The sequence below is a fragment of the Streptomyces sp. NPDC038200 genome (genome assembly GCF_055600785.1).
Genome location: NZ_JBVJYH010000022.1, coordinates 1 through 23,262 on the forward strand (window position 1 = coordinate 1; position 23,262 = coordinate 23,262).

21 protein-coding genes are annotated in these 23,262 nt (G+C 71.8%); 8 read left to right on the forward strand and 13 right to left on the reverse strand.

Annotated features, from left to right (window positions below; genetic code table 11):
- Window positions 1-543 precede the first annotated feature (543 nt).
- The 5 genes from ACZ7KF_RS33550 to ACZ7KF_RS33570 all read right to left on the reverse strand — a co-directional run bounded on the left by ACZ7KF_RS33550 (window position 544) and on the right by ACZ7KF_RS33570 (window position 5,738).
- Window positions 544-1,977 (reverse strand): NAD(P)/FAD-dependent oxidoreductase, encoded by a 1,434-nt coding sequence (locus tag ACZ7KF_RS33550; protein WP_471083675.1) that lies wholly within the window; start codon window positions 1,975-1,977, stop codon window positions 544-546.
- Between the two features lie 32 nt (window positions 1,978-2,009).
- On the reverse strand, window positions 2,010-3,164 hold the full coding sequence (locus ACZ7KF_RS33555; RefSeq protein WP_471083678.1) for an MAB_1171c family putative transporter: 1,155 nt from the start codon (window positions 3,162-3,164) through the stop codon (window positions 2,010-2,012).
- Between the two features lie 60 nt (window positions 3,165-3,224).
- Window positions 3,225-4,388 carry an MAB_1171c family putative transporter gene (locus ACZ7KF_RS33560; RefSeq protein ID WP_471083681.1) on the reverse strand — a complete coding sequence of 388 codons (1,164 nt, stop codon included), beginning with the start codon at window positions 4,386-4,388 and terminating at the stop codon, window positions 3,225-3,227.
- Window positions 4,385-4,948 carry a toxin gene (locus ACZ7KF_RS33565; RefSeq protein WP_471083684.1) on the reverse strand — a complete coding sequence of 188 codons (564 nt, stop codon included), beginning with the start codon at window positions 4,946-4,948 and terminating at the stop codon, window positions 4,385-4,387. The genes ACZ7KF_RS33560 and ACZ7KF_RS33565 overlap by 4 nt, the downstream gene beginning before the upstream one ends.
- A 172-nt stretch (window positions 4,949-5,120) precedes the next feature.
- Window positions 5,121-5,738 carry a helix-turn-helix transcriptional regulator gene (locus ACZ7KF_RS33570; protein ID WP_471083687.1) on the reverse strand — a complete coding sequence of 206 codons (618 nt, stop codon included), beginning with the start codon at window positions 5,736-5,738 and terminating at the stop codon, window positions 5,121-5,123.
- Window positions 5,739-6,026: 288 nt separating this feature from the next.
- Between ACZ7KF_RS33570 and ACZ7KF_RS33575 the strand changes: the two genes are divergently transcribed.
- On the forward strand, window positions 6,027-7,085 hold the full coding sequence (locus tag ACZ7KF_RS33575; RefSeq protein WP_471083690.1) for a hypothetical protein: 1,059 nt from the start codon (window positions 6,027-6,029) through the stop codon (window positions 7,083-7,085).
- Window positions 7,086-7,621: 536 nt separating this feature from the next.
- On the opposite strand, the gene ACZ7KF_RS33580 is transcribed toward ACZ7KF_RS33575, so the two are convergent.
- The 4 genes from ACZ7KF_RS33580 to ACZ7KF_RS33595 all read right to left on the reverse strand — a co-directional run bounded on the left by ACZ7KF_RS33580 (window position 7,622) and on the right by ACZ7KF_RS33595 (window position 11,485).
- Window positions 7,622-9,013, reverse strand: coding sequence for a tetratricopeptide repeat protein (locus ACZ7KF_RS33580; RefSeq protein WP_471083693.1), 1,392 nt, complete (start codon window positions 9,011-9,013; stop codon window positions 7,622-7,624).
- A 197-nt stretch (window positions 9,014-9,210) separates the two neighbouring features.
- The gene (locus tag ACZ7KF_RS33585) at window positions 9,211-10,251 is read right to left on the reverse strand and encodes a vWA domain-containing protein (RefSeq protein ID WP_471083696.1); all 1,041 of its coding nucleotides are present in this window, start codon (window positions 10,249-10,251) and stop codon (window positions 9,211-9,213) included.
- Window positions 10,252-10,518: 267 nt separating this feature from the next.
- Window positions 10,519-10,995 (reverse strand): DUF4232 domain-containing protein, encoded by a 477-nt coding sequence (locus ACZ7KF_RS33590; RefSeq protein ID WP_471083699.1) that lies wholly within the window; start codon window positions 10,993-10,995, stop codon window positions 10,519-10,521.
- Between the two features lie 55 nt (window positions 10,996-11,050).
- Window positions 11,051-11,485, reverse strand: coding sequence for a type II toxin-antitoxin system prevent-host-death family antitoxin (locus ACZ7KF_RS33595; protein ID WP_471083702.1), 435 nt, complete (start codon window positions 11,483-11,485; stop codon window positions 11,051-11,053).
- 596 nt (window positions 11,486-12,081) lie between these two features.
- Between ACZ7KF_RS33595 and ACZ7KF_RS33600 the strand changes: the two genes are divergently transcribed.
- Window positions 12,082-12,519, forward strand: coding sequence for a cupin domain-containing protein (locus tag ACZ7KF_RS33600; RefSeq protein ID WP_471083705.1), 438 nt, complete (start codon window positions 12,082-12,084; stop codon window positions 12,517-12,519).
- A gap of 123 nt (window positions 12,520-12,642) precedes the next feature.
- Here the strand turns inward: ACZ7KF_RS33600 and ACZ7KF_RS33605 are convergent, their stop codons facing one another.
- Window positions 12,643-13,512, reverse strand: coding sequence for an SDR family NAD(P)-dependent oxidoreductase (locus ACZ7KF_RS33605; protein WP_471083708.1), 870 nt, complete (start codon window positions 13,510-13,512; stop codon window positions 12,643-12,645).
- 56 nt (window positions 13,513-13,568) lie between these two features.
- Here ACZ7KF_RS33605 and ACZ7KF_RS33610 point away from each other — a divergent pair, with 56 nt between their 5' ends.
- Entirely contained in the window at window positions 13,569-14,054 is a 486-nt protein-coding gene (locus ACZ7KF_RS33610; protein ID WP_471083711.1) for a MarR family winged helix-turn-helix transcriptional regulator, read from the forward strand.
- 599 nt (window positions 14,055-14,653) lie between these two features.
- Window positions 14,654-16,099, forward strand: coding sequence for a GntT/GntP/DsdX family permease (locus ACZ7KF_RS33615; RefSeq protein WP_471083714.1), 1,446 nt, complete (start codon window positions 14,654-14,656; stop codon window positions 16,097-16,099).
- A gap of 35 nt (window positions 16,100-16,134) precedes the next feature.
- On the opposite strand, the gene ACZ7KF_RS33620 is transcribed toward ACZ7KF_RS33615, so the two are convergent.
- Window positions 16,135-16,335: a hypothetical protein gene (locus ACZ7KF_RS33620; RefSeq protein ID WP_471083717.1), complete on the reverse strand. Its 201-nt coding sequence runs from the start codon at window positions 16,333-16,335 to the stop codon at window positions 16,135-16,137.
- A gap of 412 nt (window positions 16,336-16,747) precedes the next feature.
- Between ACZ7KF_RS33620 and ACZ7KF_RS33625 the strand changes: the two genes are divergently transcribed.
- The 3 genes from ACZ7KF_RS33625 (at window position 16,748) to ACZ7KF_RS33635 (ending at window position 19,044) form a co-directional block, all read left to right on the forward strand.
- Window positions 16,748-16,891 carry a hypothetical protein gene (locus ACZ7KF_RS33625; protein WP_471083720.1) on the forward strand — a complete coding sequence of 48 codons (144 nt, stop codon included), beginning with the start codon at window positions 16,748-16,750 and terminating at the stop codon, window positions 16,889-16,891.
- Entirely contained in the window at window positions 16,888-17,607 is a 720-nt protein-coding gene (locus ACZ7KF_RS33630) for a cysteine hydrolase family protein (RefSeq protein ID WP_471083723.1), read from the forward strand. The genes ACZ7KF_RS33625 and ACZ7KF_RS33630 overlap by 4 nt, the downstream gene beginning before the upstream one ends.
- 462 nt (window positions 17,608-18,069) lie before the next feature.
- On the forward strand, window positions 18,070-19,044 hold the full coding sequence (locus tag ACZ7KF_RS33635) for a hypothetical protein (protein ID WP_471083725.1): 975 nt from the start codon (window positions 18,070-18,072) through the stop codon (window positions 19,042-19,044).
- A gap of 128 nt (window positions 19,045-19,172) precedes the next feature.
- Here ACZ7KF_RS33635 and ACZ7KF_RS33640 read toward each other — a convergent pair whose 3' ends face one another.
- The gene (locus ACZ7KF_RS33640) at window positions 19,173-20,285 is read right to left on the reverse strand and encodes a PP2C family protein-serine/threonine phosphatase (protein ID WP_471083728.1); all 1,113 of its coding nucleotides are present in this window, start codon (window positions 20,283-20,285) and stop codon (window positions 19,173-19,175) included.
- Window positions 20,286-20,653: 368 nt separating this feature from the next.
- On the opposite strand from ACZ7KF_RS33640, the gene ACZ7KF_RS33645 reads away from it, so the two are divergent.
- A complete protein-coding gene (locus tag ACZ7KF_RS33645) occupies window positions 20,654-21,778 on the forward strand; it encodes a S8 family peptidase (protein WP_471083731.1) in 1,125 nt (374 codons plus the stop codon).
- Window positions 21,779-21,853: 75 nt separating this feature from the next.
- On the opposite strand, the gene ACZ7KF_RS33650 is transcribed toward ACZ7KF_RS33645, so the two are convergent.
- Window positions 21,854-23,224 carry an MFS transporter gene (locus ACZ7KF_RS33650; RefSeq protein ID WP_471083733.1) on the reverse strand — a complete coding sequence of 457 codons (1,371 nt, stop codon included), beginning with the start codon at window positions 23,222-23,224 and terminating at the stop codon, window positions 21,854-21,856.
- Between the last annotated feature and the right edge of the window lie 38 nt (window positions 23,225-23,262).

A 23,262-nucleotide genomic window follows, 5' to 3' on the forward strand; every position in this document is an offset into this window, starting at 1 on the left:
GTCCAGGACGGCGGTCACCTGGGCGGGGGTGTCGAACTTCTGCATCGTGGCTCTCCTTCTTCCGCACCGTGCGCTCCTTCGGCGCGGTGCTTTCTGATGACGGAAAAGCTACGTTGCGTTCGCGCGATCAGCAACATATTCATTGCGTGATTCCACAATAAGCGCAGGTGAGAGCCAGAAAATCGTTGCAACGCTCTGCAGCGTAACGCAACAGTGCCCCGCTCCTTCGTTGCAATGGATGACGGTGAACGCTATGCCGGAGACGCCGATCGCCGCAGACGCCGAGCTCGCCTGAGGAGGTCGTGCTGTCGCCCGAACACGACGGGCGGGCGGCGTGCCTGGCCCCTTGTCGGCCCGCACGCCGTCCCGCCCGTACGAGGCCCGGCCGAGCGCACCTCGCGATGACCGGCCCTCGCCCGACGTCACAGGCGTCCGACGGCCGATCCGGCACTCATGAGCTGTCTACATGCGATTCGACACGTGACCGGACGTCGAATCCGAAGAGTGATCCGATTGGTGTCCAGGGGGAGGTGAGCGCTGTGCTCACCGGCCGCCGGACTCCTCCAGCCCCTTCTTGAGCCGGTTGAACACCTCTTGCTCCGAAGGCAGCAGCGGAGGCTCCGAGGTCCGGGGCAGCAGCGGGCCGGTCAGGGCGGCCAGCAGGGCCTTCGGCCGCAGCACCCGGGTGGGAGCCGCCGTGAGGCTGGTGACGTCCCACAGCGCCGACGCCGCGTCGAAGGAACCGGTCGCCGCTCTGGTCAGCCGGCGTGCGTACCGGGCGGCGACGCGGTCGGCGAAGCCCGGCTCCCCACCGAGGACCCCCGGGTACAGGACGTCCATGCCGACGGCGGTCGCCCACGCCGTGTCGACGTGGCGGGACACCCCGCGAAGGACACGCCGGGCCAGTCCGGGGCCGGCGAGGCCGGTCCGGCGCAGCTCTTCGGCCAGGACCCGGGCGCCCAGCGCGGCCACCGACATGCCCTGCCCGTAGGCGGGGTTGAAGGTCGCCAACGCGTCGCCGAGCACGATGAACCGCTCGGGCCAGTGCGTCGCCTTCTCGAAGTACCGGCGGGCGTTGCTGGTGCTGCGGCCGCGGCTGACCACCACGTCGGTGAGGGCCTCGGCGCCGGAGATGAGCTGGCCGACGATCGGGTGCGGCAGGTTCAGCGCGTAGGCGAGGAAGCCCTGCGGATCCTGCGGAGGTTCACCGCCCCGGGTGCCGCCCGCGCTGACCATCCACCGGTTTCCCTCGACCGGGAGCACCATGGCGCTCCGGCCGGGCATCCCGTCGTAGGGGTTCGCCTGGATCACCGTCAGCGGGAAGGACTCCGCCCCCGCCGGCGTGCGGTAGATCCGGGTGGCGTTGGTGAGGCCGGAGTCGATCCTTCTCTCTTCGATGCCCGTGATGCCTATGCCGTCCAGCCACTTCAGGCTGCCCGAGCCGCGCCCGCTCGCGTCGATGACGAGGTCCGCCTCCAGCTCGGTGCCCAGCGCGTCCTCCGCTGCGCCGATCCGGACGCCGCGGACGCGCCGGGCGTCACCGAGAAGCCCTTCGACGGTCGCCCGGTGGACGGAGACGTTGGGGCGGGAGTCGAGCAGGGCCTGCCGCAGGACCCAGTCCAGCAGGGCACGGGTGCAGGTGATCACGTGCGGGCCGTGCCACCTCCACCGGCGCAGCCAGCCGCTGTCCGGGGTCAGGGCCAGCATGCCGTTGCCGAGGGCGATCTCGTGGGCTCCCGCGTCCAGGAGACGCTCTCGCACACTGACGGGGAAGAGCGACTCCATGGCGGACAGCCCGCCGGCCATGAGCAGATGCGCGTGCTGGCCCTGGGGGACACCGCGCCGGTTCTCCGGGCCTTGCGGAAGCTCGTCCCTGTCGAGCAGGAGAATCTGCATCGTGGGTTCGGCCAGGGACAACGCCGCGGCGGCCACCAGCCCTGCCACGCCGGCTCCGACCACGACAGCTTTGTGCGACAACGGGTTCTCCTCGTAGCGTTCATGAGACGTTTTCACTGGATTCGCACCTGCTCCGGTGCCGCCTCGAGAAGGCGGTGCACCGTGTTCGCCAGCTCCACCAGATCGATGGTGACGCGGAATTTCTCCGGCGGATCGGCAGGGCCGCCGCCCGTGCCCGTCGCACGGCGTATACCGTCGATGATCATCGCCTTCTCCGAGGCGATGCGCGCGCTGTCCTGCTGCTCGCCACGCTCCACGGCGGCCGCGTACGTCGTGTGGCCGACCCGTTGGTCGAAGTACGCCGTCAACTGCAGCAGCGCGTCACGGATGTTGGCTTCGAGCAGGTAGAGACGGGTGCTGGGCAGTTGCCACCACAGCTGCCACCAGGTCGGTTCCGCGATCGGCGCGGCCGCCACGTCCTTCACCGCCGACCACAGGGGCCTGAGCGCGCGGTAGGTGGTCAGGCTCTGCCGCTCCGTGGCGGCCGCGGACGCCAGCCGTGGCAGCACGAAGCCGGCGGAGTAGATCAGGGCGCCCAGCGCGGCGGCCGGCGGAGCGATGGTGGTGGACAGGAAGTCCAGGTCGTGCCCCAGCCAGCGGGCGACGACCGCGGTGACCTTGGCGAGAGTGAACCCGAGGGCGTCCAGCAGCAGGCCGGCCAGGATCAGCCGGAGGCCGACGCGCAGGAGCCCGGTGACCTCGTCGCGTGCCCACTTCAGGCAGACGGCGCTCAGGACGATCGTGCTCGCCAGATGCCCCATGAGGTAAAGGGCGATCATCTCCCGCATGTACGGGGTGTTGGCGTAGTACGTGTCCAGGTCGGTGAGCCGCTCCGTGTGCGCGTCGGCGAGGCCGAACAGCACGACGATGGCGACGATGAGCGTGCCGTAGACGGCAACCGCCCTGCGGGTCATCCGCCGTATCTGCTCCTTCGGGCCGCCTTTCCAGTGGATCAGCAAGATGATCAGCGAACAGCTCAGGGCGGAGATCGAGCTGTAGGTCAGCGGGGCACCGACATTGGGAATGCCGGTGGCGTGGTTGACGGCGGCGAGCGTCACCGGGGCGGACCAGAAGAAGCACACGGCGGCGATGAACGCGGTGGCCCGCGTGGCGACGGACAGCGGTGAGCGCGGAGTCCTGCGCGGCCGGCGAAGCAGCACGGCGGCCAGAGCCAGAAGGAAGGACGCCATGTACACGACGAGACTCATCTTTCGGGGACTCCGTTCAGGTCCTCTGGCTGCGGGGGGAATCGTGCACCAAGCGCGCGGTCACACCGACCGGGCCTCGGCGGGGCCCGGCTCGACGGCCCGTGCCTGACGCCCGGTCCTTTTTACGGCATCGGCGATCAGAGCCAGGGACGCGGCATCACGCGGGTGCGAGAGCCGGGCCGGCGCGGCGGCGGACTCCGGCCCGGGACGGGTGCTGCGCTGCACGGCCGCGGCGATGGTCACCGCCCACGCCGCGGAGCTGGCTCTGCGCCAGTCACCGGTCTTCGCCAGCTCCGCGTCGAGGGTGTCGGCGTAGAGGGACTCGTCGTAGAGCGTCTCGATCGCGAGGAGGCCGTTGTGGATGGTGCTCCAGCGCCACGTGCCCCACAGGAAGGGGGAGCGTGGCCGCTCGACCCGCAGGGCACGGTCCTTGAGGACCGGATCCAGCACGGCGTCGAGGGGCGCCAGACGGAGGAAGTCACGCCAGGCCGAGAGGTGATGGCCGGCCATGGGGAGAAGCACCCCCACCACGGTGAGCAGCGCACCCAGACCGGCACACAGCGGCGGGATGGACGTACCCAGAACCGCCCAGTCCCGGCCGCTCCACCGCGCGCCGACGGCGATCAGCTTGGAGATGCTGTACCCGGAGCCGATCACCGTGCCGGTACCGATCGTCAGCAGGCTGGCCCGCAGCCAGGGCCGCCTGCGCACCTCCGCCTCGAAGCCCCAGCGCAGCGACCAGACGGCACTGACCGTCACCGCCGTGAAGTTGGCGACCAGGTACAGGACGACCATCTCCGAGATCCAGGGCGTCGTCGCGTAGTACGTGTCGAAGTCCCTGCGGCGCTCCTCGGCGGCATCCCCGAGAACGAACAGGGTCGCGATACCGGCGAGGACGCCCGCGTACCCGTAGATCCAGCTCAGCGTCGTCCGGCGAAGAGAGGGCCCGCCCCGCCAGCAGGCGATCACGATCAGCAGCGCCGCGCTGTAGGCGGTGATCGAGGCGTAGGTCAGCGGAGCGGCCAGGTTGGGCACGCCGCTGACCTGGTTGATCACCTTCACCGAAGCGGGCGCCCCGAGCAGGAAGCACAGCGACGCGAACGCCAGCACCCCGTTGACCGCCCGCAGCGAAGGCTCGCTCCCGCGCCGGACCAGGTCCGGCAGCCTCGCCAGCAGGGCGATCCACAGCAGGCCGCAGCTTATGTAGTTGATCGCCCCGCTCATCTCCGGTTCCCGTTCCCCCGATAGTTGAGAGCGTCCGCGATGCGGCGGGCCGTCTCGCCGGTGAGCACGTCCCGCTCCATCAGCGCCCGCATCTCCTGCCCGACCCGGATCCCGAACAGTTCGGCCTCCTTCTCGGGATCCTCGTCGAAACGGGAACGCGCGGCGGCCGGCTGAGCGTCGTGCATGTGCCCCGACTCCAGCGCGTCCCAGGCCCCGGCCGCCAGTTGCTCGGGCGTGAAGCCGTCCTTCTGCCGCATGTGCCACAACTCATGGCCGAAGATCTGCGCCTGATGCCAGATCTCCGCGTCCTGCTCGATGATGACGTCGTCCTGCTCCGCGCGCTCCAGCCACATCCCCGTGGCCTTGAACTCCCGCGGGATGTGCACCTTGTGCACCACGAGCCTGCGCCCGCCGCGCCACCGACGGGCCGACTCGACCAGGGCTTCGAAGAGCGCTTCGGGATCCGTCAGGGCCTCGTCGGCCGGCCCGCCGTCCTCCGCGCCGGTGCCGCTCAGCCTCTCCCGGACGGGAGCGATGAGCGTCTCGGCGAACTGGCGCATCTCCCTGTCGCGTCTGCGTAACCTCTGCCACTGGCGGAGCTGCTCCAGAGCCGTCATCGCCCGTCCCGACCGCTCGGGGAAGCCGGGCGACAGCGGGCTGCGGCACGGGTGCGGCGGCCGGCGGGCAGCCCGGCGGGCCGCGGCGGGTGCGGCGCCCCGCCCGGGACGACATTCACGACACGGGCCCCTGGTGCCGCCGGCCGGCGCTGTCGGCACCGGAGGCGGCGGGCCGGGTGATGCCCTCCGCCCACTGGGCCATCGCCCGCACCCCGCTGGGGGAGAGCAGCCCGCGTGCGGCCAGCCGGAGGATCTCGGGCGTCCGTAGCTCGGCGAGGGGATCCGCCCGCGACTCCAGGTGGTGCAGATGCCGTTGCAGCGCTTCGTTGAGTGCCTCGGGCTCGTCGGCGAAGAAGAACCCGGGCGGCAGGGAGAAGAACCGCCGGAGCCGGTCGGCCGACTCCAGACTCGGCATGCCCCTTCTGTGCCACTCGCTCATCGTCTGACGGGTCACGCCCGCGGCCGCGGCGATCTCCTCCAGGGTGTACTTCTTCCCGTCCTCGCGCCGGCGGGTCTCGCGCAGCAGATCCAGCCGCTGGCGCACGCGCTCCGCCACGGAGATCTCCTCGGCCCGGCCCCCCGCGAGCAGCGTACGCACGACATGCACGGGGATCCCCGTCTCCGACGACAGGTCCTGCGCGTCCAGTACGTCCGTCAACCGCGAGCTTCCCGAGGCGTGTTGGATGCGTTCCAGGGTTCCGGCCAGTCTTGCGTAGGCATCGTCTGCTGCCACCGAGCATTCTCCTGGGCACGTCGCTGATCAGGGGCGGGACGTACGCGAGAGTATCCGCATCGCCTCAACCGGTCGACAGTGTCGGGAAAACCTGCATGGGTACGCAGGCTCGGTTGACATTCGATGGCGTCCGGTAGCAGGATCACCGCGCACGGTGATCCATCAAACCGCTTGCGCGGTTCGGCTGTTGCAGCCGAGCCCTTCCCGGCCCCCCGCGCGGACAGGCGAGGACGAGGCACAGCGGGCTTCCCGACCGTCCGCACCCATCCCGTCGAGAGGGGACCCGCGATGTCCGAGCCCTTGTTACTGCTCGGTGCCGGCTCGGCAGCGGCCGGGGCAGAGGCGCATCTCGCCGGGATCGCCGCCGCACACCCCGTCATCCTCGTCGATGCCAACGCGCCGGCCTGGGCCAGGGCTCACCTGGTGAAACACATTGCCGTCGACCTCGCCCACCCCTTGGCCGTCGCCGACGCGGTCGAGGACTACGTCGCGCGCCACGACGCGCGCGGTGTGCTCAGCTATGTACCGGAGCACCTGGTCACGGCCTCGCACATCGCCGGCCGGCTGAGACTCCCGGCGCCCCGGGCCGCGTCGCTGGCCGTACTGGACGACCGCCTCGCGCTGCGCAGAGCACTGGCAGACGTACCCGGCGCCGGCGGCCAACTGGCCGAGGAGCACCTCGAGGGGCCCGCCGTCTCCGCCGAGACCGTCGTCCTGCCGGACGGTGAGACACGGGTGGTCGCCCTCACCCGTACCGCCTTCGGCCCCCCGGGCAGCCGGGAGGCGACGCGTCACTGCGTGTACGCCCACGACAGCCTGCTGCACAACCCCCTCATCCGCCAGACCGTCGACCGCGTCGTACGGGCGATCGACATCTCCTTCGGCGTCCTCCACATCGGCATGAAGCTGACCCGCCTGGGCCCGCGCATCACCGCTGTCCAGGCCCACCTCGCGAACGACCTGATCCCCCTGCTCGTCAAGCGGGCCACGGGAATAGACCTCCCGCGCACCGCCGCGGCCCTGGCCGTGGGCAGGACACCCGATCTCACGCCCACCCGGCAGCGAGCGGCAGCCGTCCACTTCGCCTACCCCGCCGTCAGCGGCCGCATCGCACACATCGAGGTCTCGCCCGAGGCCGCCGGCGAACCGCAGCTGGAACGCATGGTCCTGCTCCAGCGACCGGGAAACCGCGTTCGCGCCCTCCCCGACGCCACCCCGGACGACCGCCTGGCCTGCTGGATCGCGCTGGGCCCCGACGCCCAGGACTGCCACGCCACTCTCGACGCGACGGCGCAGCACCTCAGCGTCGGCATCGCCGCTGCGGCCCTCGGCGACCGTGCCGCATGACACACCACCACGGCGGCCCTTCCCGCCGCGGCACACGCCGGCCGGACACACCGAGCGGCCGGCCCCCGCACCCCGTCCCGCCGACGGCCGGACGGACATGAACTCCCCGCGCCGGAGCCCCACCTCATTCCCCCCTGAACGACGGCTCCGGCGCCGGGGCTGTCCCGGGCCGTGACGCCGAGAGGGCCCCGGGGCGCTTCGGGGCCGTCGATGCGGCCTCTTCGATGGCGGCAGTGCCGCGGCCGGACTCGGGGATCGACCGCGGCACGACCCACCACGGGACACGCACCGCACCGTGTGCCCCGCATCAGCACAGGCATACGGAGCCGAACGGGTGGTGCGCTGCGGCCGCATGACGCCGCGCCCGCCAGGGGGGCGACGGCGGCCGGGTCCGCTGCCGCGAGGCGGGCGAGCCGGAGAACCGCGAGGTCTCGCGGGACAAGACCGGCAAGGGCCCGCGAGCTGACGCAGGCGCAGATCATCGCGGTCCCGGCCGGGAACGGGGCAACCTGCCGCTGCCGAAGGCGCGCCGGGGATCAGCCGAACGGACCGGGTTCGGTGTCGTACCGGGCCCGGGCCTCCTGCCGCTCGCGTTGCGCGGACAGGGAGGGCAGGCCCGCGAGGGCCTCGGCGGGCCGGCCTTGCCTGATCAAGAGGTTCGCCAGCTCCAGGGGCGCCCGGGAGTCGGGGGACGACCGAAGCCAGGCGGCGGCCTCGTCCGGACGGTCGGCCTCCTCCAGCAGCCGCGCGATCGTCGCGTCTCTGCCCCAGCACTGCTCCGCCGACAGCGCCATGGCCTGCGCGAGGGCCTCCTCATGGCGTCCGGCCTCCGCCAGCAGCCACAGCCGCTTGGAATTGACCGAGTACGCGTGCTCCTCGGCGTAGTGCGCGCTGCGCTCCGCCAGGAGGGCCAGAGCCTGTTCCGGCCGCCCGTCCTCCGCCAGCAGATGGAGGGCCCACTCCAGGTGATTGCCGCAGTCGTGGTACTCGAACGTGGGCCGCCCGGCCTCGACGGCGTCGTCGATCCGGCCCTGCCGGGCCAGCAGCTCCACCAGAGTGCTGCGATGAGCGGGATGACCGGTGGCGTCGATGACCTCGCGCAGCAGGGTCTCGGCCTCCTGCGTCCGGCCCCGGCCGTCCAGCGCCCTCACATAGGACTTCAGGGCGGTGGGCGCGTGGTCGCCGGCGGCCAGCTCGCGCAGCTCGTCGATCCGGCCGTGACGCGCCAGCAGCTCCGCGTAGGACTCGACGGTGTTCTGCGTGAAGTACCGTCGCGCCGCCACGTCCGCTCCGAGGACGCCGATCGCGTCGTCGACGCGCCCGGACCGCTCCAGGACCCGGGCCTGCAGAACCAGGGCCTGCTCGCCCGGATGGTGCCACGCGCCCTGCGCCCTGGCCCGTCTGGCTCCCTCCGCCAACGGGGCCAGCAGCCTCAGGACCCGGTCGTCCCGATCCTGCCCCTCGGTCATCTCGACCAGTGTCGACTGCAGCCACCAGTCATCGAGGTGGGGAGCAAGGGTCTCGATCGCCTCGTCCGGCCGCCCGGCTCTGACCAGCATCAGGGCGTAGTTCCGCCACTGGCGGCCCTCCTCCACCGGCTCCTTTGGGCGCAGCAGGGCCAGAGCGTCGTCGACCCGCCCCCTCCGGAAGCGGACTTCGGCCGCCTCCACGAGGGCCGGTTTCCAGCCGGTCGCGGCGAACGGCTCCAGCACCGCCCACGCCCGCTCGTGATCCTCGGCCGCACACAGCTCGCGCACCGCCGCCAGCGCGCAGAACCACTCACCACGCTCACCCGCGGCCTGCTCCACGAGGTCCAGGTGCCCGAGTTCGAGGAGAAGCTCTGCCGTCCGCGGCGGTATCCCGCCGTACGTCCGCACCTGCCACTCAAGATCATCGACGTGTAGGGCGGGGAGAATGGGGATGCCCACGGACACTCCTGACGTTCGGATGACCGCCCGCTGGTGGGCTCGGCCGGCGTCGCCGGGCCGCGCGGGGGCGATCGGGGTGATGGCGGCGGCGGTCACGGCGGCACCCTCTCGCACGCCGCGCCCGCCGCCGGCTCCGTCGGCGGCGGGGTGCCGGGGCGACGAGGCCGCCGGGACCCCACCGGAGGGGTTTCGCGACGTCAGAGCATCAGCAGCAGCCGCGTGTTCGGCACGAGCTTGCGGTTCACGCTGGTGCTCTGCACGAAGATCGTGAAGTCGTCGTTGTGGTCCGGCTTGACGCGGACCTCCGCGTCCGGCAGCCCGAGCAGGACCCGGGCCTCGGGCCCCGTGTACACCCGGTCCGTCGCCTTCTCCAGCACCGCGATCTGCTTCCGCGCCTGGATCTTCTCCGACTTGCTCAGCTGGTAGAACGCACCACCGGTACGGTAGGTGTGCCCGGACTCGACGACCCACTCCCGGATCGCCGCGTCACGGGCCACCGGTATCAGCTCATACGCCGACGGATCCGCCGGGGTGAGACCGGCCGCCTCGATGGTGTCCTTGTTGACCGCCTCCGCCCCCGTGGAGAACACCGCCCGCGAACCCCGGATGCCCTGGCTGCGGCCCACCATGAACTTCTCGGTGGCCAGCTGGATGACCTGCCCGGCCTCCTCCAGCCCCTGCGTGCTCGTGGCGTCCCAGATGGCGATGTTGTCCTTCGGGAAACCGCACCGCATGGCCTCGCGCTTGCCCATCTGGTCCGGCACGAGGACGGCCAGCGTCCAGTTGTCCTGCTGCGCCTCGATCATCCCGGCCACGGCCTCGACCAGTTCACGCGGATCCCTGGCAGGAGCATCCGGGCAGCGATGACTTGCGTTCTCCTGCCCGTCGGTCAGGACGAACGTCAGGAAGCTGTGGTCGCCGTACAGTTGCGCCGTCTGCGCCAGCTCCCGCTGCGACTTCAGCGCCGCCGCCAGCAGAGCCGTCATGCCGCCGACCCGGTACAGCTGCTTCAGCGACGGCATCCGCAGCACGTCCTTGTCGTAGATGACGCACTCCACCTGGTCGGCGAAGACGTACACCGTGACGCGGGTTTCCTGGTCCAGTTCCCGCGACCGGCGGGCGAGGTAGGCGATCTGCTGGTCGGCGACCTCGACGACCTTGCGGCTCAGGTGCGACATGGACGAACTGGCATCCAGCACAAGGGCGACGTGATTGATGTAGTTCTGGTTTCCGGACATGACAGCTCCCCCTCTTTCCGGCTCGATGTTCTTACTGTCCCACCCACCACTGACAATCGATCTTGGCTCCGCCGCAGCCGCAGCCGCAGCCGCAGCCGCAGCCGCAGCCGCAGCCGCAGTTGCAGCCGCGGGTACGGGAACCGGCCCGCGATGTGCCTGGTGCGGCTGCCGCCAACGGCCACAACCATCAGCTGCGCGTGCGGCTCGGCGCATGACGCGCGGACGGCCCGGAGCGAATCGCCTCCGGGCCGTCCGCGGGCCGGCGCCCTACTCCGGCGGGCGCGTCCAGGCGCGGACGGCCAGCTTGCCGGTGGTGCCGAGGTCGAGGTGGGGCGCCACGGTCACCGGGTCGGCACCCCGCTCGGCCCGCACCCTGACGTACGGGACGTCGACAGGGGTGCCGAACCCGGTGGTATTGCGCCACATGAGGCCCGAGACGGCGCTCTCGCCCGGCTTCAGGACCAGCGGGCGGGCCGGGGCGTCGAAACCGGTGCCGGTGCCGATGCCGATGCCGCCGCTTCCCCGCACGATCCGGATGCCCTCGACGGGGGACAGATCCTCGTCCAGCAGTTCCAGGAGCGGATAGCCGTCGAGTGCGTACGCGCGCGTCCCGCAGTTCTCCAGACGCAGCCCCACCACGCGCAGCCCCATCGCGGCATCGCCGTCATCGGCGGTGACGCGGACGCCGGAGCCCGGGCACCGGCCGGACCCCTGCGGTGCCTCGGCGGCGGGCACCCTGCTCACCCCTCCTGACCCACCGTCATCGCCTGCCGGGGAGCCCGCGCGGCCGGTGCGCCGTTCAGTGCCCGTCGTCGCCGACCGGTGCCTGCCGGGCGAGGAACTCGGCGAACGCCGCCGACTGCTTGGGCCCCATGTATCCCTGACGCCCGTACACCGCCTGCCGCTCCAGCCACGCCACCGTGTCGGCGTCACGCAGTTCGGCCACCACCACCCGGCCCCGCGTGAGCGTCATCCCGCCGTGCGGATGGCGGTAACCGATGTACGGCCCGTACTCCGTCGGCCCCGGCGGATACTCGGGGGCCGGCTCGGCCTCCGGCCGCGCGCCCTTGTCGTACCGTGCGGCCCAGTACTCCAGCGCCGCCAGCTCGGCCGCCGGTAGCAGCACCTCCGTCGGCTCGCCGTCCGCGGTGAGCCGGACGCGCTCGCCGGTCTCCTCGACCCGGGCGATCAGGTGCCCGAACTCCGCGGAGCCTTCGATCAGTTCGACGTCCATGCCCACCCACGCTACCCGCGCGCCCGGACGGGGAACGACGCCCTGTGCCGCCGGCGGGAGCGCTTCGAGGACACCGACGCCGCCACCCTGAACGTCCACCTCCCGCGCCGGCATGGCCGCCCGTAGCCCACGGGTGACGGCGACCGGGGGAGGGGGCACGGGTGACGGCGGCCGGGGCCGAGGGCCGGAGGCCGGCCGTGGCGGGCACGGTGCCGGTCGGCAAAAGGCCCGCCACCGGCCGGAGGCGGCACGGGGGAGCCGGTGCGAGACTGGACCGTACAGGCTGGCGGAGGCCGTCCCCGCGGTGGCGGCGCCCGCAGGCCGGCAAGCCTCACGTACGCCTGATCGATCGGCTGCCCGAGCCGGCGCGGCAGCCCGACCGGCAGCGTCGTCGGCCCCGGCCGCCCTCACCCGTGGGCTCCCGCGCCGGCGCCGGCGCGGGAGGGCGACTCGCCGGGCCCCTGCGGTCGTACCCGCTGCCCGGGATGAGGTCCTCGCCTCCCTCGTGACCCGGGCCGGCACGTCCCGCCGGTGGCGCGGCCCGCGCCGGCCGGTCCGGGCGCGCATCAGACCGCCAGGCACCCAGGGAGGCAGCCATGTCGAACAACGAGCCGACGAGCGCACGAGCGGGACGCCGTTCCGAAGCATGGAAGACGGCGCTGACCCTGCTGCAGACGGCGAAGCCGCCGTTCGTCCCGGAGGGGGCCGAGGCGATGACCGTCCTGGTCGAATTTCCCCCCGGCGACCCGGGCACCCCACCGCACCGGCACTCCGGCCCCGCGTTCGGCTACATGCTGGAGGGGGAGATGCTCTTCGAGCTCGAAGGCGAGCCGGAGCGCGTGATCAAGGCAGGGGAGACCTTCTGGGAGCCGGGCGGCGACGTCATCCACTATCAGGACGGCAACAACCGAACGGATTCCTGGAGCCGCTTCCTGGTGACGATGATGTGCGCGCCGGGCCGGCCCATGCTGACCCTGGTCGACGACGAGGAGCTGGCACAGCGCAAGGACCGGCGGGCTCCGCGCCCCGCCTGAGACCACGGCGGGCGGCCGCGTACGACCGCGGTGCGCCTGCCGCGGTACCGGCTCCGCCTCGAAACGCCCCCTTCCCCGGGCGACGTCCCGGGCCGGAGACCCGCCGCGCCGCCCGGGGCGGCCTCAGGCAGCGCCCATGCGGTCGAGCAAGGACACCGTCTGCGACCACAGTTCCCGCTGCACCTGCTCATCGCGTCCGGGTTCCGGGCACGGCAGGGGCTGGGCGCCCCGTACGGAGAAGTAGCCGCCGCTGGCTTCCGCGAACGCCGGGTCGGTCGCCAGGCGCACGATGATGCCGGCGCCCTTGCGCGGGTCTCCCACCCCGAGGGTGTGCAGCACGCGCTGCAGGACGGCGGCACCGGGCAGGTCCCGGCCCAGGCCGGTGACGTTGAAGCCGGGATCGCAGCAGTTGACCGTGACCTTCGCCGCGTCCAGGCGCCGGGCCAGCTCGCGGGTCCACATGATGGTCATCAGCTTCGTCCGTCCGTAGAGAGCCATCGACGCGCGCCGTGTGTAGGGGAGGGTGTTCCGCAGATCCGCGGCGGGCGTGATGCTGCCGGCGTGCCGCGCGGCCTCCGAGGCGACGTTGACGATCCGCGCCGGCCCGGAGGCCGCCAGCGTGTCGATCAGCTCGTGCGTCAGGGCGAACGGGGCGAGGTAGTTGACCGCGGTCATCTCCGCCAGGCCCTCGGCCGTGATCCGCTGGGAGAACGCGTGCAGGCCCGCGTTGTTGACCAGGACGTCCACCCGCCCGTACCGCGCGGCGATCTCCCGTCCCGCCCGGCGGGCCTGTGCGACCAGGGAGAGATCGGCGAGGAAGAGGTCGGCCCGCACGTCGTCGGCCACACCCCTGAGCTCCTCCAGGAGCGCCGCGGCTCTGCTGCCGGAGCGTGCCACGATGCCCAGCCGGTATCCGCGGCGTGCCAGGTCCAGGGCGGTGATGCGGCCCAGCCCGGAGGTCGCGCCCGTGATCACAGCAAGGGGTCGGCTCATCGCCACTCCATTCGTGAGGTACCTCATGAATCGTGTGTGCGACGATACCGGACACCATGAGCGAGCACGAAACAGCACCGACCGGCCCCGATCCGGCAGGCGTGGGCCTGCGCCTGCTGACCGTCGCCCACCACGTCAGAAGCGCGGCGGACCAGCACATGGCCGCCGCGGGGCTGTCACTGTCCCGGACCAAACTGCTCCAGCAGCTCGCCCTGCACGGCGCCATGCACCAGGCCGAACTCGCCGAGGCACTCGGCCTGGCCCCGCGCTCGGTCACCCAGAGCGTCGAGGCCCTCGAACGCCTCCGCCTGGTCACCCGCGCCACCGATCCCACCGACCGACGACGCAAGACCGTCGACCTGACGGACCAGGGGCAGGCGGCCCTCACCGCCGGAGAACAGGCCGGCCGACAGGCTCTTCAGCAGGTCTTCGGCACCCTCAGCCCCCGCCAACTCGCCGACCTCGAGCAGCTGCTCGCCCGCCTGCAGGCCCCCTTCGACGCCGCGGCCACCCCCGGCCCGCCCGCACCCGACACCCCGTGACCGGGCCGCCGCAGTCCCTGCCCTCCCCGCACCGCCCTCCGCGCCCCACCCCCCACCCGCGGCTGACCGGCCCCGGCCGGGCATGACGACGCCCCGGCCGGGCATGACGACGCCCCGACCGGGCATGACGACGCCCCGACCGGGCTCGCCGGCCGGAGCCACCGTCATGTCCGCTGCCGGCACGGCCACTTCGCACGCTGCAGGACCGGCCACCAGCGCTCGGAAGCCGACGACCGCGCCGAGTCATGCCGGCGGCTCGTCCCGCACCGCACGGAGACCTCCGCGGAACTCGACCTACGACAGAAGCCAATTCGAAGACACCCCCGGGAACTTCCCCGGACCGCCCCCGTCATGGACGCACGCCTCGGACGCGACCGTCCACGAGACAGCCCCGCCGGCGGGCGGGCGACGCCCCGCACGACCAGCTGCCGATCGCGCTGATCGAGTGATCGCGACAGCCACGTCCTCGTTGCGCCGGTCCGGCACGCGCCCGGTGTGGTGTCGTTTGCCAGATTGTCCATCCGCGACTGGGCGGTCCGTCAGCCTGCCCCGGAGCCCGCGCACCGCACAAGGCGGGGAATGGGAACGGAGACCACTGGATGGTGAGCTCAGCGGCCGGGCTCTTGTCGACGGGTCAGAACTGGACCTCCGACGACACATGGCTCCTGGCGGTGGTGGGCATCTCCATCGCCGTCGTCGTCGTCCTCATCAGCTGGCTGAAGATCCACGCCTTCCTGGCGCTGACGGTGGGTTCGCTGACCGTCTCGCTCCTGGCCGGGCAGTCCGCCCAGAAAGCCATCGTCTCCTTCACCACGGGGCTGGGCCGCATCACCGGTTCGGTGGGCGTACTCATCATCCTGGGCGCGGTCCTGGGCCGCATGCTGGCCGACTCCGGCGGCATCGAGCAGGTCGTCAACAGCTTGACCCGCAGGGTCCGGCCCGAACGGTTGCCCTGGGCGGTCACCCTGGTCGCGGCCCTCATCGGCCTGCCGATGTTCTTCGAGGTCGGCTTCGTGATGCTGATGCCGCTGGTGCTGCAACTGGCCAGACAGACGCACTTCCCGGTGCTGCGGGTGGGCATGCCGGTCGTGGCCGGTCTGGCCACGGTGCACGCGCTGGTCCCCCCGCATCCGGGACCGCTGATCGCGATCCAGGCGGTGCACGCGCCGATCGGGCTCACCATGCTCTACGGGCTCCTCGTCGCCGTGCCCTGCGCCATCGTCGCCGGCCCGCTGTTCACCGCCTACATCTGGCCCCGCGTACCGGCCCGGGTACCCGACTCCGCCACCGCCGCCTTCACCACCGCCGCGCACCACCGACACGCCACGGCAGACACCGACTCCGCCACCGGGCATGCCGAAGGGACGGCCCCCTGCCGGATGCCGAGCCTCCCGGCCACCCTCGGCACGATCCTGCTCCCCATCGTGCTGATGACGATCAAGGCCGTCTTCGACAGCATCCCGATGTCCCACGGCACGCTGTACGCCGTCGTGGAGTTCCTGGGCACGCCGATGATCGCGCTGCTGCTCACGGTGTTCGTATCGCTGATCACTTTCGGGTACGCGCTCGGGTTCAGCCGGCGCCACGTCCAGGCATCCCTGGCCAGGAGCTTCGCACCCGTCGCGGGGGTCATCGTGATCGTCGGCGCGGGCGGGGGATACTCGCAAGCCCTGCAGGACACCGGTGTCGATCAGGCCGTCACCCAGGCCGCGGGCCGCTTCCACATCCCCCTGCTCCTCCTCGCCTGGCTGGTCGCCGCGGTGATGCGGACCATCGTCGGTTCCGGCACCATCGCCACCATCACCGCGGCCGGCATCGTCGGCCCTCTCTCGCACGGCCTGGCACCCACGCAGGCGTCACTGCTCGCCCTCGCCCTCGGATCGGGCGCAGCCTTCGCGGGGCACGTCAACGACGCGGCCTTCTGGATGGCCAAGGAGTACTTCGGCACGTCGATCAGCGGCACGCTCCGGACCTGGACGGTCTCCCACACCCTGCTCTCCCTCACCTCCCTGGCCTGCCTCCTGCTGCTCAGCACCGTCGTATGACGGCGCCCTGACCCGCCCCGGGCGTGCGCGGACGCCTACTGGTAGCAGGGGGTCCCGCACAGCACGGTGACCGTGCCGCTCCGGCCGGCCGTCACGTCGGTGTGGTGGGTGACGACGGTGGGGGTCCTGCTGGTCTCCCAGGGCATGGGCGCGGCCACGGCGGCTTGCGGTCCGAGGACCGTGCAGGCCGCGGCGGCCACGAACACGACGGCCCATGCACGCTTGCGCAGATGCATCGCAACTCCCTCGACGAATCGGTGGGATGCGGCTGCCGTCCCCTGTGCGCGGACGAGCCGCCGATCGCAGGCTGCCCATCTCAGCACGCGTCTCGCCCCGAACCAAGGCTTCCGGCTCACACGGCGGCGCATCTCCCCACGATCACCGCAACGGTACGCAGGTGAACCCGACCTCATCGCTCCTCTCGCCGTAGCCCGCCGAAGCCGCCACCGGACCGCGCGCGAAGACGGGAGCGGGGCCCGCGCAGGCACGGCCTTCCCCGGCCGCCGGGCACGGGGATGCCCTTGCGGCGATGTCGTTTTCTGCGTGCTGGATGACATTGCCGACGCACGTGCCGGGCCATAGCGTCATGGATGCAGGTCACCGGACCGATGCACTCCTTCCCGACTCCCCACCTCCAGGCGGTACTTCATGCCCAGAACGATGCTGCGTCAGCTCAATGGATTAGGCGACCCGCCCGCGAAGCTCGCCTCCCGGGGGCGTCTTCGCGCCCTCTCCGCCAGCGCCGGCCTGTACGGGGTCGTCGTCGCGTCCGAGGAGGACCTGGGCCGATGAAGCCGCTGCGTTCAGCCGTCGCGCTGTGCACCGCCGCCGTCGTCGCGGCCACCGTCGCCGGGTGCGGCGGAACGTCCGAGGCCGCCTCCCCCGGGAAGGAGCCGTCGGCTCCCGTCACGCGGACGAACGTCGCCCAGGACACGACGACGCTGAGGGAACTCAACCACTTCGACGAGACCCCGGCCGACCTGTCCGACGCGACACTCATCCTCGTCGACTACCAGAACACCTACACCGACGGCGTGATGGAACTCGACGGGTGGCAGCCCGCCGTCGACAACGCGAAGTCTCTGCTGGAGCGGGCCCGCAAGGCGGGCACCCCGGTCATTCACATCGTCGACAAGGGGTACGACCTGAAGTCGAAGGCGGGCCGGATCATCCCGGCGCTCAAGCCCGCCAAGGGAGAGCCGGTCGTCGTGAAGAGCGTCCCGAACGCCTTCCACGGCACCGATCTCGCCGAGAAGGTCGAGAAGGCCGGGAACAAGAATGTGATCGTCGCCGGATTCATGACCAACATGTGTGTCCTGTTCACCGCGCAGGGCGCCTTCCTCAACGGCTACAAGCCGACCGTGGTCGCCGACGCCTCGGCCACCCGGCCGCTGCCGCTGAAGGGCAACCCGAACGGCATTCCCGCGAAGCAGGTCCACGAAGCCGCTCTCGCCACGGTCCAGGACCTCTACGGCGTCGTGGTGCCGTCCCAGAAGTCCCTGACCTGACACCCGGCGTCAGTCCCTGACCTGACATCCGGCGTCAGTCCCTGACCTGACACCCGGAGTCGGTCCCTGACTGATACCCGGCGTCGGTCCCTGACCTGATGGCAGCGGCCGGAACGCCGGCGGCCGGAAGGGCAGCCGCCGGAACGCCGGCGGTCGGGATGCCGGCGGGCGGAACGCACCGCCTCCGCCGGCTCCCCCCACACACCCCCACCTTCGGGCTTCCCCCACGCCTGTCCCCCCACCCTGAACCCCCCCACATCTTTCCCCCCACCCCGCAGAAACCGATCACTCACCATGGAAAGACGGGGCATGGCAACTCGTAGAGGATTTCTGGGTACCGTTTCGGCAGCAGGGGCAGCCACCTTCCTCACACAGACACAAGCGGCCACCAGCGCGTCGGCCGCACCCTCCGCGACCGACGAGAAAGCGGCGCGGGACGCGATACGCAACGTCAACGCCGGGATGCGCAGCAACTACGCGTCACTGAAGTCCGAGCTGATCAAACACCTCTCCCCGGTCATCGTCGTCCAGAACAACGCCGTCGGCGGACGCTTCACCCTGATCAACAACGGAGTGCGGGTCGAGACGGTCGACCCGGTTCCGGAGTACTTCGAACTGGCCAAGTCCATCGCCCACATCCCCCTGGGCATCTACTCGGTGATCGCCGCCTACCTCGGCGACCAGGTGCCCAACATCCCCAACGCCGAGCGCATCGACCCGCACGACCTGGACATGGTCGCGTTCAAGACCCCGGGCGACAAGGGCTGGATCACCCCGCTGAACACCTACCGGACCACTCTGAGTTCGGCACTCGTCAAACTGCCCACCGCGAACCTCCCCGACGACCTGTACACCTCCTGCAACAAGATCCTCACGGAGGCCGTCAAGTTCATCGACACCATCGTCAAGGCGGGATCGTTCGACATGGTGTCGTACAACCGCTTCGCCGCGACCGTCTACCCGTCCATCCGCGTCAACATGACCTTCGCCGCCACCGCGCAGATCACCGGCATCGAGGCACTGATGAAGCGGTGGCGCACACTGATCGGCGAGCAGGCGTGGAGCGACCTGTACGTCACGGTGCTGTCGATCTGGACGACGTCCGAGCTGAACCAGGCGTCCATCATCATCCGCCGCACCATGAACCAGGCGAAGGTGGCCACCCACCTCATCGACCTGCCCACCGTGGAGACCCCCTCGGACCCGATCGCCGTGGCCCTGGACAACCTGGCACGCATCGTCCAGGACAACGTCGCCGCCGAGATGGTCTTCAACACCGACCTCAAGGTCGCCGACGCCCTCAAGGGCAAGGAGGACCTGCTGTCGGACGAGATCCTCCAGCAGATCGGCGGCACGGCACCGGCCGCCAAGACCGCCGCCTTCGGCGCGGCGGCAGCCGGCACCTGCCCGATCACCGGCCGCACCGCGACCGCGTGACCCCCGCGCTCCCCGGCCCTGCGGGGCCGGGGAGCGCTCCGGCCGGCCGACGGCCGATCCCGCGTCCACGGCCGTCCCGGGCTCACAAAAGAAGTCACCGAAGGCCCGCGACGGCAGCCTGTGCCCCGCTACGACGACCGCGCGCTGGCCGGGGGGTCGCACAGGCGCACGGCGAGGGCGGCGATGTCGTCGTCGAGGCGTCCTCTGCTGTAGTGGAGGAGGTCGCGGTGAAGAGCCGTGAGCAGCTCGTGGGGCTGTGTCGGGGGCTGTCGGCGCATCCAGGCCGCCAGCGGGAAGAACTCGCCGTCGTGGGCGCGTGCCTCGGCGACCCCGTCGGTGTAGAGAAGCAGCAGATCGCCGGGGGCGAAGTCGAAGGTGTCGACGTTGTAGTGATCGCCGATCAGCTCCGCGAGGTTGAGCAGCGGCGAGGGATCGGTGGGGTCGAGGGCACGGAGCTCCCCACGGTTCAGAAGCAGTGGCGGGGGGTGTCCGCAGTTGAGGATCGTGATGTGCCTGCCCTCGTGCGGGATCTCGACGAGAAGGGCGGTGGCGAAGCGCTCCATCGACCCCTCGGGGGGAAAGGCGGCGTTGTAACGGGTGCTGCTGGCGTCCAGCCGGCGTGCGATGCCGACCAGGTCGGCCTCGCCGTAGGCCGCCTCCCGGAAGGCGTTGACGATCGCTGCGGCCGCCCCCACCGCCGGCAGGCCTTTGCCCCGCACGTCACCGATGAGCAGCCTGACCCCGTACCGCGTGTCGGCCACCTCGTAGAAGTCCCCGCCGATACGGGCCTCCGCCGCGGCCGCGAGATACAGCGACTCGATCTCGACGCTCCCGAAGCGGCGCGGCATGGGACTCAGCACCACCTGCTGCGCCGCTTCGGCGACGAGCCGCACCTGGAAGAGGGTCCGCTCCCGCTGGAGCCGGACGTGGCTGCCGTACGCGGCCGCCACCGTGACCGCGATGATCCCCGCGGCCGTCCACCACGTCCCCAGACCGGGGAACACGATGCTGAGCCCGATCATCAGAAAGAGGCAGACCGTCCCCAGCAGGACGGTGGGGAGCACCGGCCACATGGCGGCGGCGAGGGCCGGCGCCGCGGGCAGGAGACGGCTGAAGGCCATTTCCGGGGGAGTGGCGTATGCCAGGCTGGCGATGACGACGGTCAGGATGACCGGCGACAGCCGCACAAGGCTGCCGCGGCCGTGGTGACGACGCGGCCACGGCCGTCCAGACTCGATCACACTTCACAGAATATCTACGCAATGAGGGCATAGCGCCCTGACATGCGCCCCGGAGCCGGTTCACGGCGCGGTCTCGGGCCCGCCGGTGGCACGGTGCCGGTCTCGGGCCCGCCGGTGGCGCGGTGCCGGGCCCCAGCCTGCTCCAGGCCGGTCGTCGCCTCGGCGGGCCGCCGCGCAGCTTTTGCAGATATTTACCGTAATGATCGCTGAGTGCGTTTCGGTGCGGCGGCCGTTACGTGTACACGCCAGGTATAGGCGTCCGGGGTGATCGCCCAGGCCGCGGGCCGCCCCCCCTCGCCCGTCGCCGGAACCGCCCGTCCCCGGTGGCCGTCTTGTGCGCTGACTGTGCACGAATCAGGGGGGACGTTGTGACGCGGAACGTGACGAAGGCGGGCCTCATGGCGGTGGCCATGGCGACGGTCCTCGGGGCCTCGGCCTGCGGCGGGAAAGCCGGCGCGGCGGCCGGGGGGAGCGGCGGCACGCCCTCCGCGCACGGGAAGCGGCAGTCCGCCGCGTCCGCGGGGCACGGGGCGCCGTCCGGCTCGGCGCCGACGTCCGCCGGCACCGTGGGGACGCTGTCCAAGATCGCAGGGGGTGCCGCCTCGCCCCTCACCCGGAACGTGCCGTGGAACCTGGACATCCTGGACCAGCGGTCGCGGCCCCTGAACGGGAAGTTCACCACCACCGCCACGGGCAAGGGCGTCCACGTCTACGTGATCGACACCGGGATGGACATCAGCCACAAGGAGTTCGGCGGACGCGCCCGCCTCGGCGCCGACTTCGTCGGCCCCAAGGACTCCGGCGACTGCTTCAGCGAGGCGGGGACCGGCCACGGCACGTTCGTCGCGGGCATCGTCGGCGGGGCACGGTACGGGGTGGCGCCCGAAGCGGAACTCGTACGGGTCCAGGGCATCCTGTGCGAAAGCGAGGGCGGCGGCTCCCCCTCGGCGGCCGAAGCGGCCCTGGTGAAGTCGGTCAAGTGGGTGACCGCGCACGCGCAGAAACCCGCGGTGGTGAACATGTCGCTCAACCTCGACCACCGGTCGGCGGCCCTGGAGTCCGCCGTGAAGAAGATGGTCGATGCGGGAATCCCGACGGTGGTGTCGGCCGGCAACTTCCACGACGACGCCTGCAAGCACTCCCCGGCCGGCGTTCCCGGCACGATCGTCGTGGCGGCCTCCACCCCGAAGGACCGCCCGTGGAGCGACGGCGGCTCCTACGGATCGGACTACGGACGATGCGTGGACCTGTACGCCCCCGGGCAGAAGGTGACCGCCGCCCTCGCAGGCGGCGGTACGACCACGGAGGACGACGGCGCGACGTCCTGGGCCGCGCCGCACGCGACCGGCGTGATCGCGCTGTACCTGTCGGTGCACCCCCACGCCACGGCCCGCGAGGTCCACGTCTGGCTCGACCACACGGCCACCCGGGGCGTCGTGCACGGCGTCCGCTCCGACACCCCCAACCGGCTGCTCGACACAGGCGGCCTCTGACCCGCCCCGCCCCCGCCGCCCTGCGGGGTGCGGGGTGCGGTGCCGGCCTGCCGGGATCCGCCGTGCCGGTCCGCGTCAGGCGCTCGGCTTCGCCACCAGCAGCACGGCCACCAGGCCGATGCCGATGAGGACGTGACCGCAGGTGGGGAGCGCACCGAGGGTGCCGAGCACCGCGACGCCGAGGGCCGAGCCGGCCTGGCGGACGCCGTTGAGCGCGCCCTGGCCGGTGGCGGCGTACTCCGGCGGGACGGAGACGGCCATCGCGGCGGCGGCGCCGGGGACGGACAGGGTGCCGGTCGCGGCGAGGGCCAGCTCGGCGGCGAGGATGAGCGGCAGCGGCGGATGGTGGCCCCCCGCGAAGGCCAGCAGCACACCGGCGACCACGGCAGCCCACATGCCGGCCAGCAGGATCGGACGGGGGCCGCGGCGGGCGACGAGCCGGCCGGTGAAGAACGGCATGACACAGACGGGCAGGGCGATCGGCAGCGAGGCGAGACCGGCCTTGAACGGGGTCAGGTGGTAGGTGTGCTGCAGCCACACCGCGAACATGTACATCCCGCCGAAGTAGGCGAAGCAGGACACCGCGGCGGCGACCATCGCCGCCCGCACCTTCGGCAGGGCCAGCAGGGCAGGCGGCAGGACCGGAAAGGCCGCCCGGCGCTCCACGAGGGCGACGACGACGCAGCAGACCAGCGCGGCCGCGACGGGGATCAGGGCCTGCGCCGAGTCCCAGCCCTCGATGCCGGCCTCGACCAGGCCGAAGGTGAGCAGACAGAGTCCGGCGGTGGACAGGGCCAGGCCCGGACGGTCCAGGGCGCGGGCGGCGCGCACCGGCGGCACCGGCAGCCGGCGGACGAGGAGCAGCGCGGCCAGCGCGATCGGCGGGTTGACGAGGAACACCAGCCGCCAGCCGCCGAGTTCGACCAGGGCGCCGCCGAGCACGGGCCCCGCGGCGGCCCCCAGGCCGCTGAGCGCGGTCCACGCACCGATGGCGCGGGTACGGCGGGCGGGGTCGGGGTTCAGGTGGATCAGCAGCGCCAGCGAGGCGGGCACCAGACCGGCGCCCGCGGCACCGAGCAGCGCACGCCCGGCGATCAGGGCACCGGCATCGGGCGCGAGGGCGCACACCACGGACAGGACGGCGAACGAGCCGAGCGCGGCGGCGTACACGCGCCGGGGACCCCACCGGTCGGCGATGACGCCGCCGGCGAGCAGCAGCCCGGCGAAGACCACGGTGTAGGCGTCGACGGCCCAGGGCAGTGCGGCGGCGACCGGGTGCAGGGACCTCTGCACATCGGGCACGGCCACGTTGAGGATCGAGGTGTCGAGCAGGACGAGCAGGTTGCCGGCGGCGATGCCGGCGAACGCCAGCCGGGCAGGGAACCCGGACGGTGCGGGCGCCTTCGGCGCGGCGACGCCGGCGGGGAGGGGGTCGGTTGCGGTCATGGGCGCAGCGTGTCCCAGCGGCCCCCGGACCTGCGACG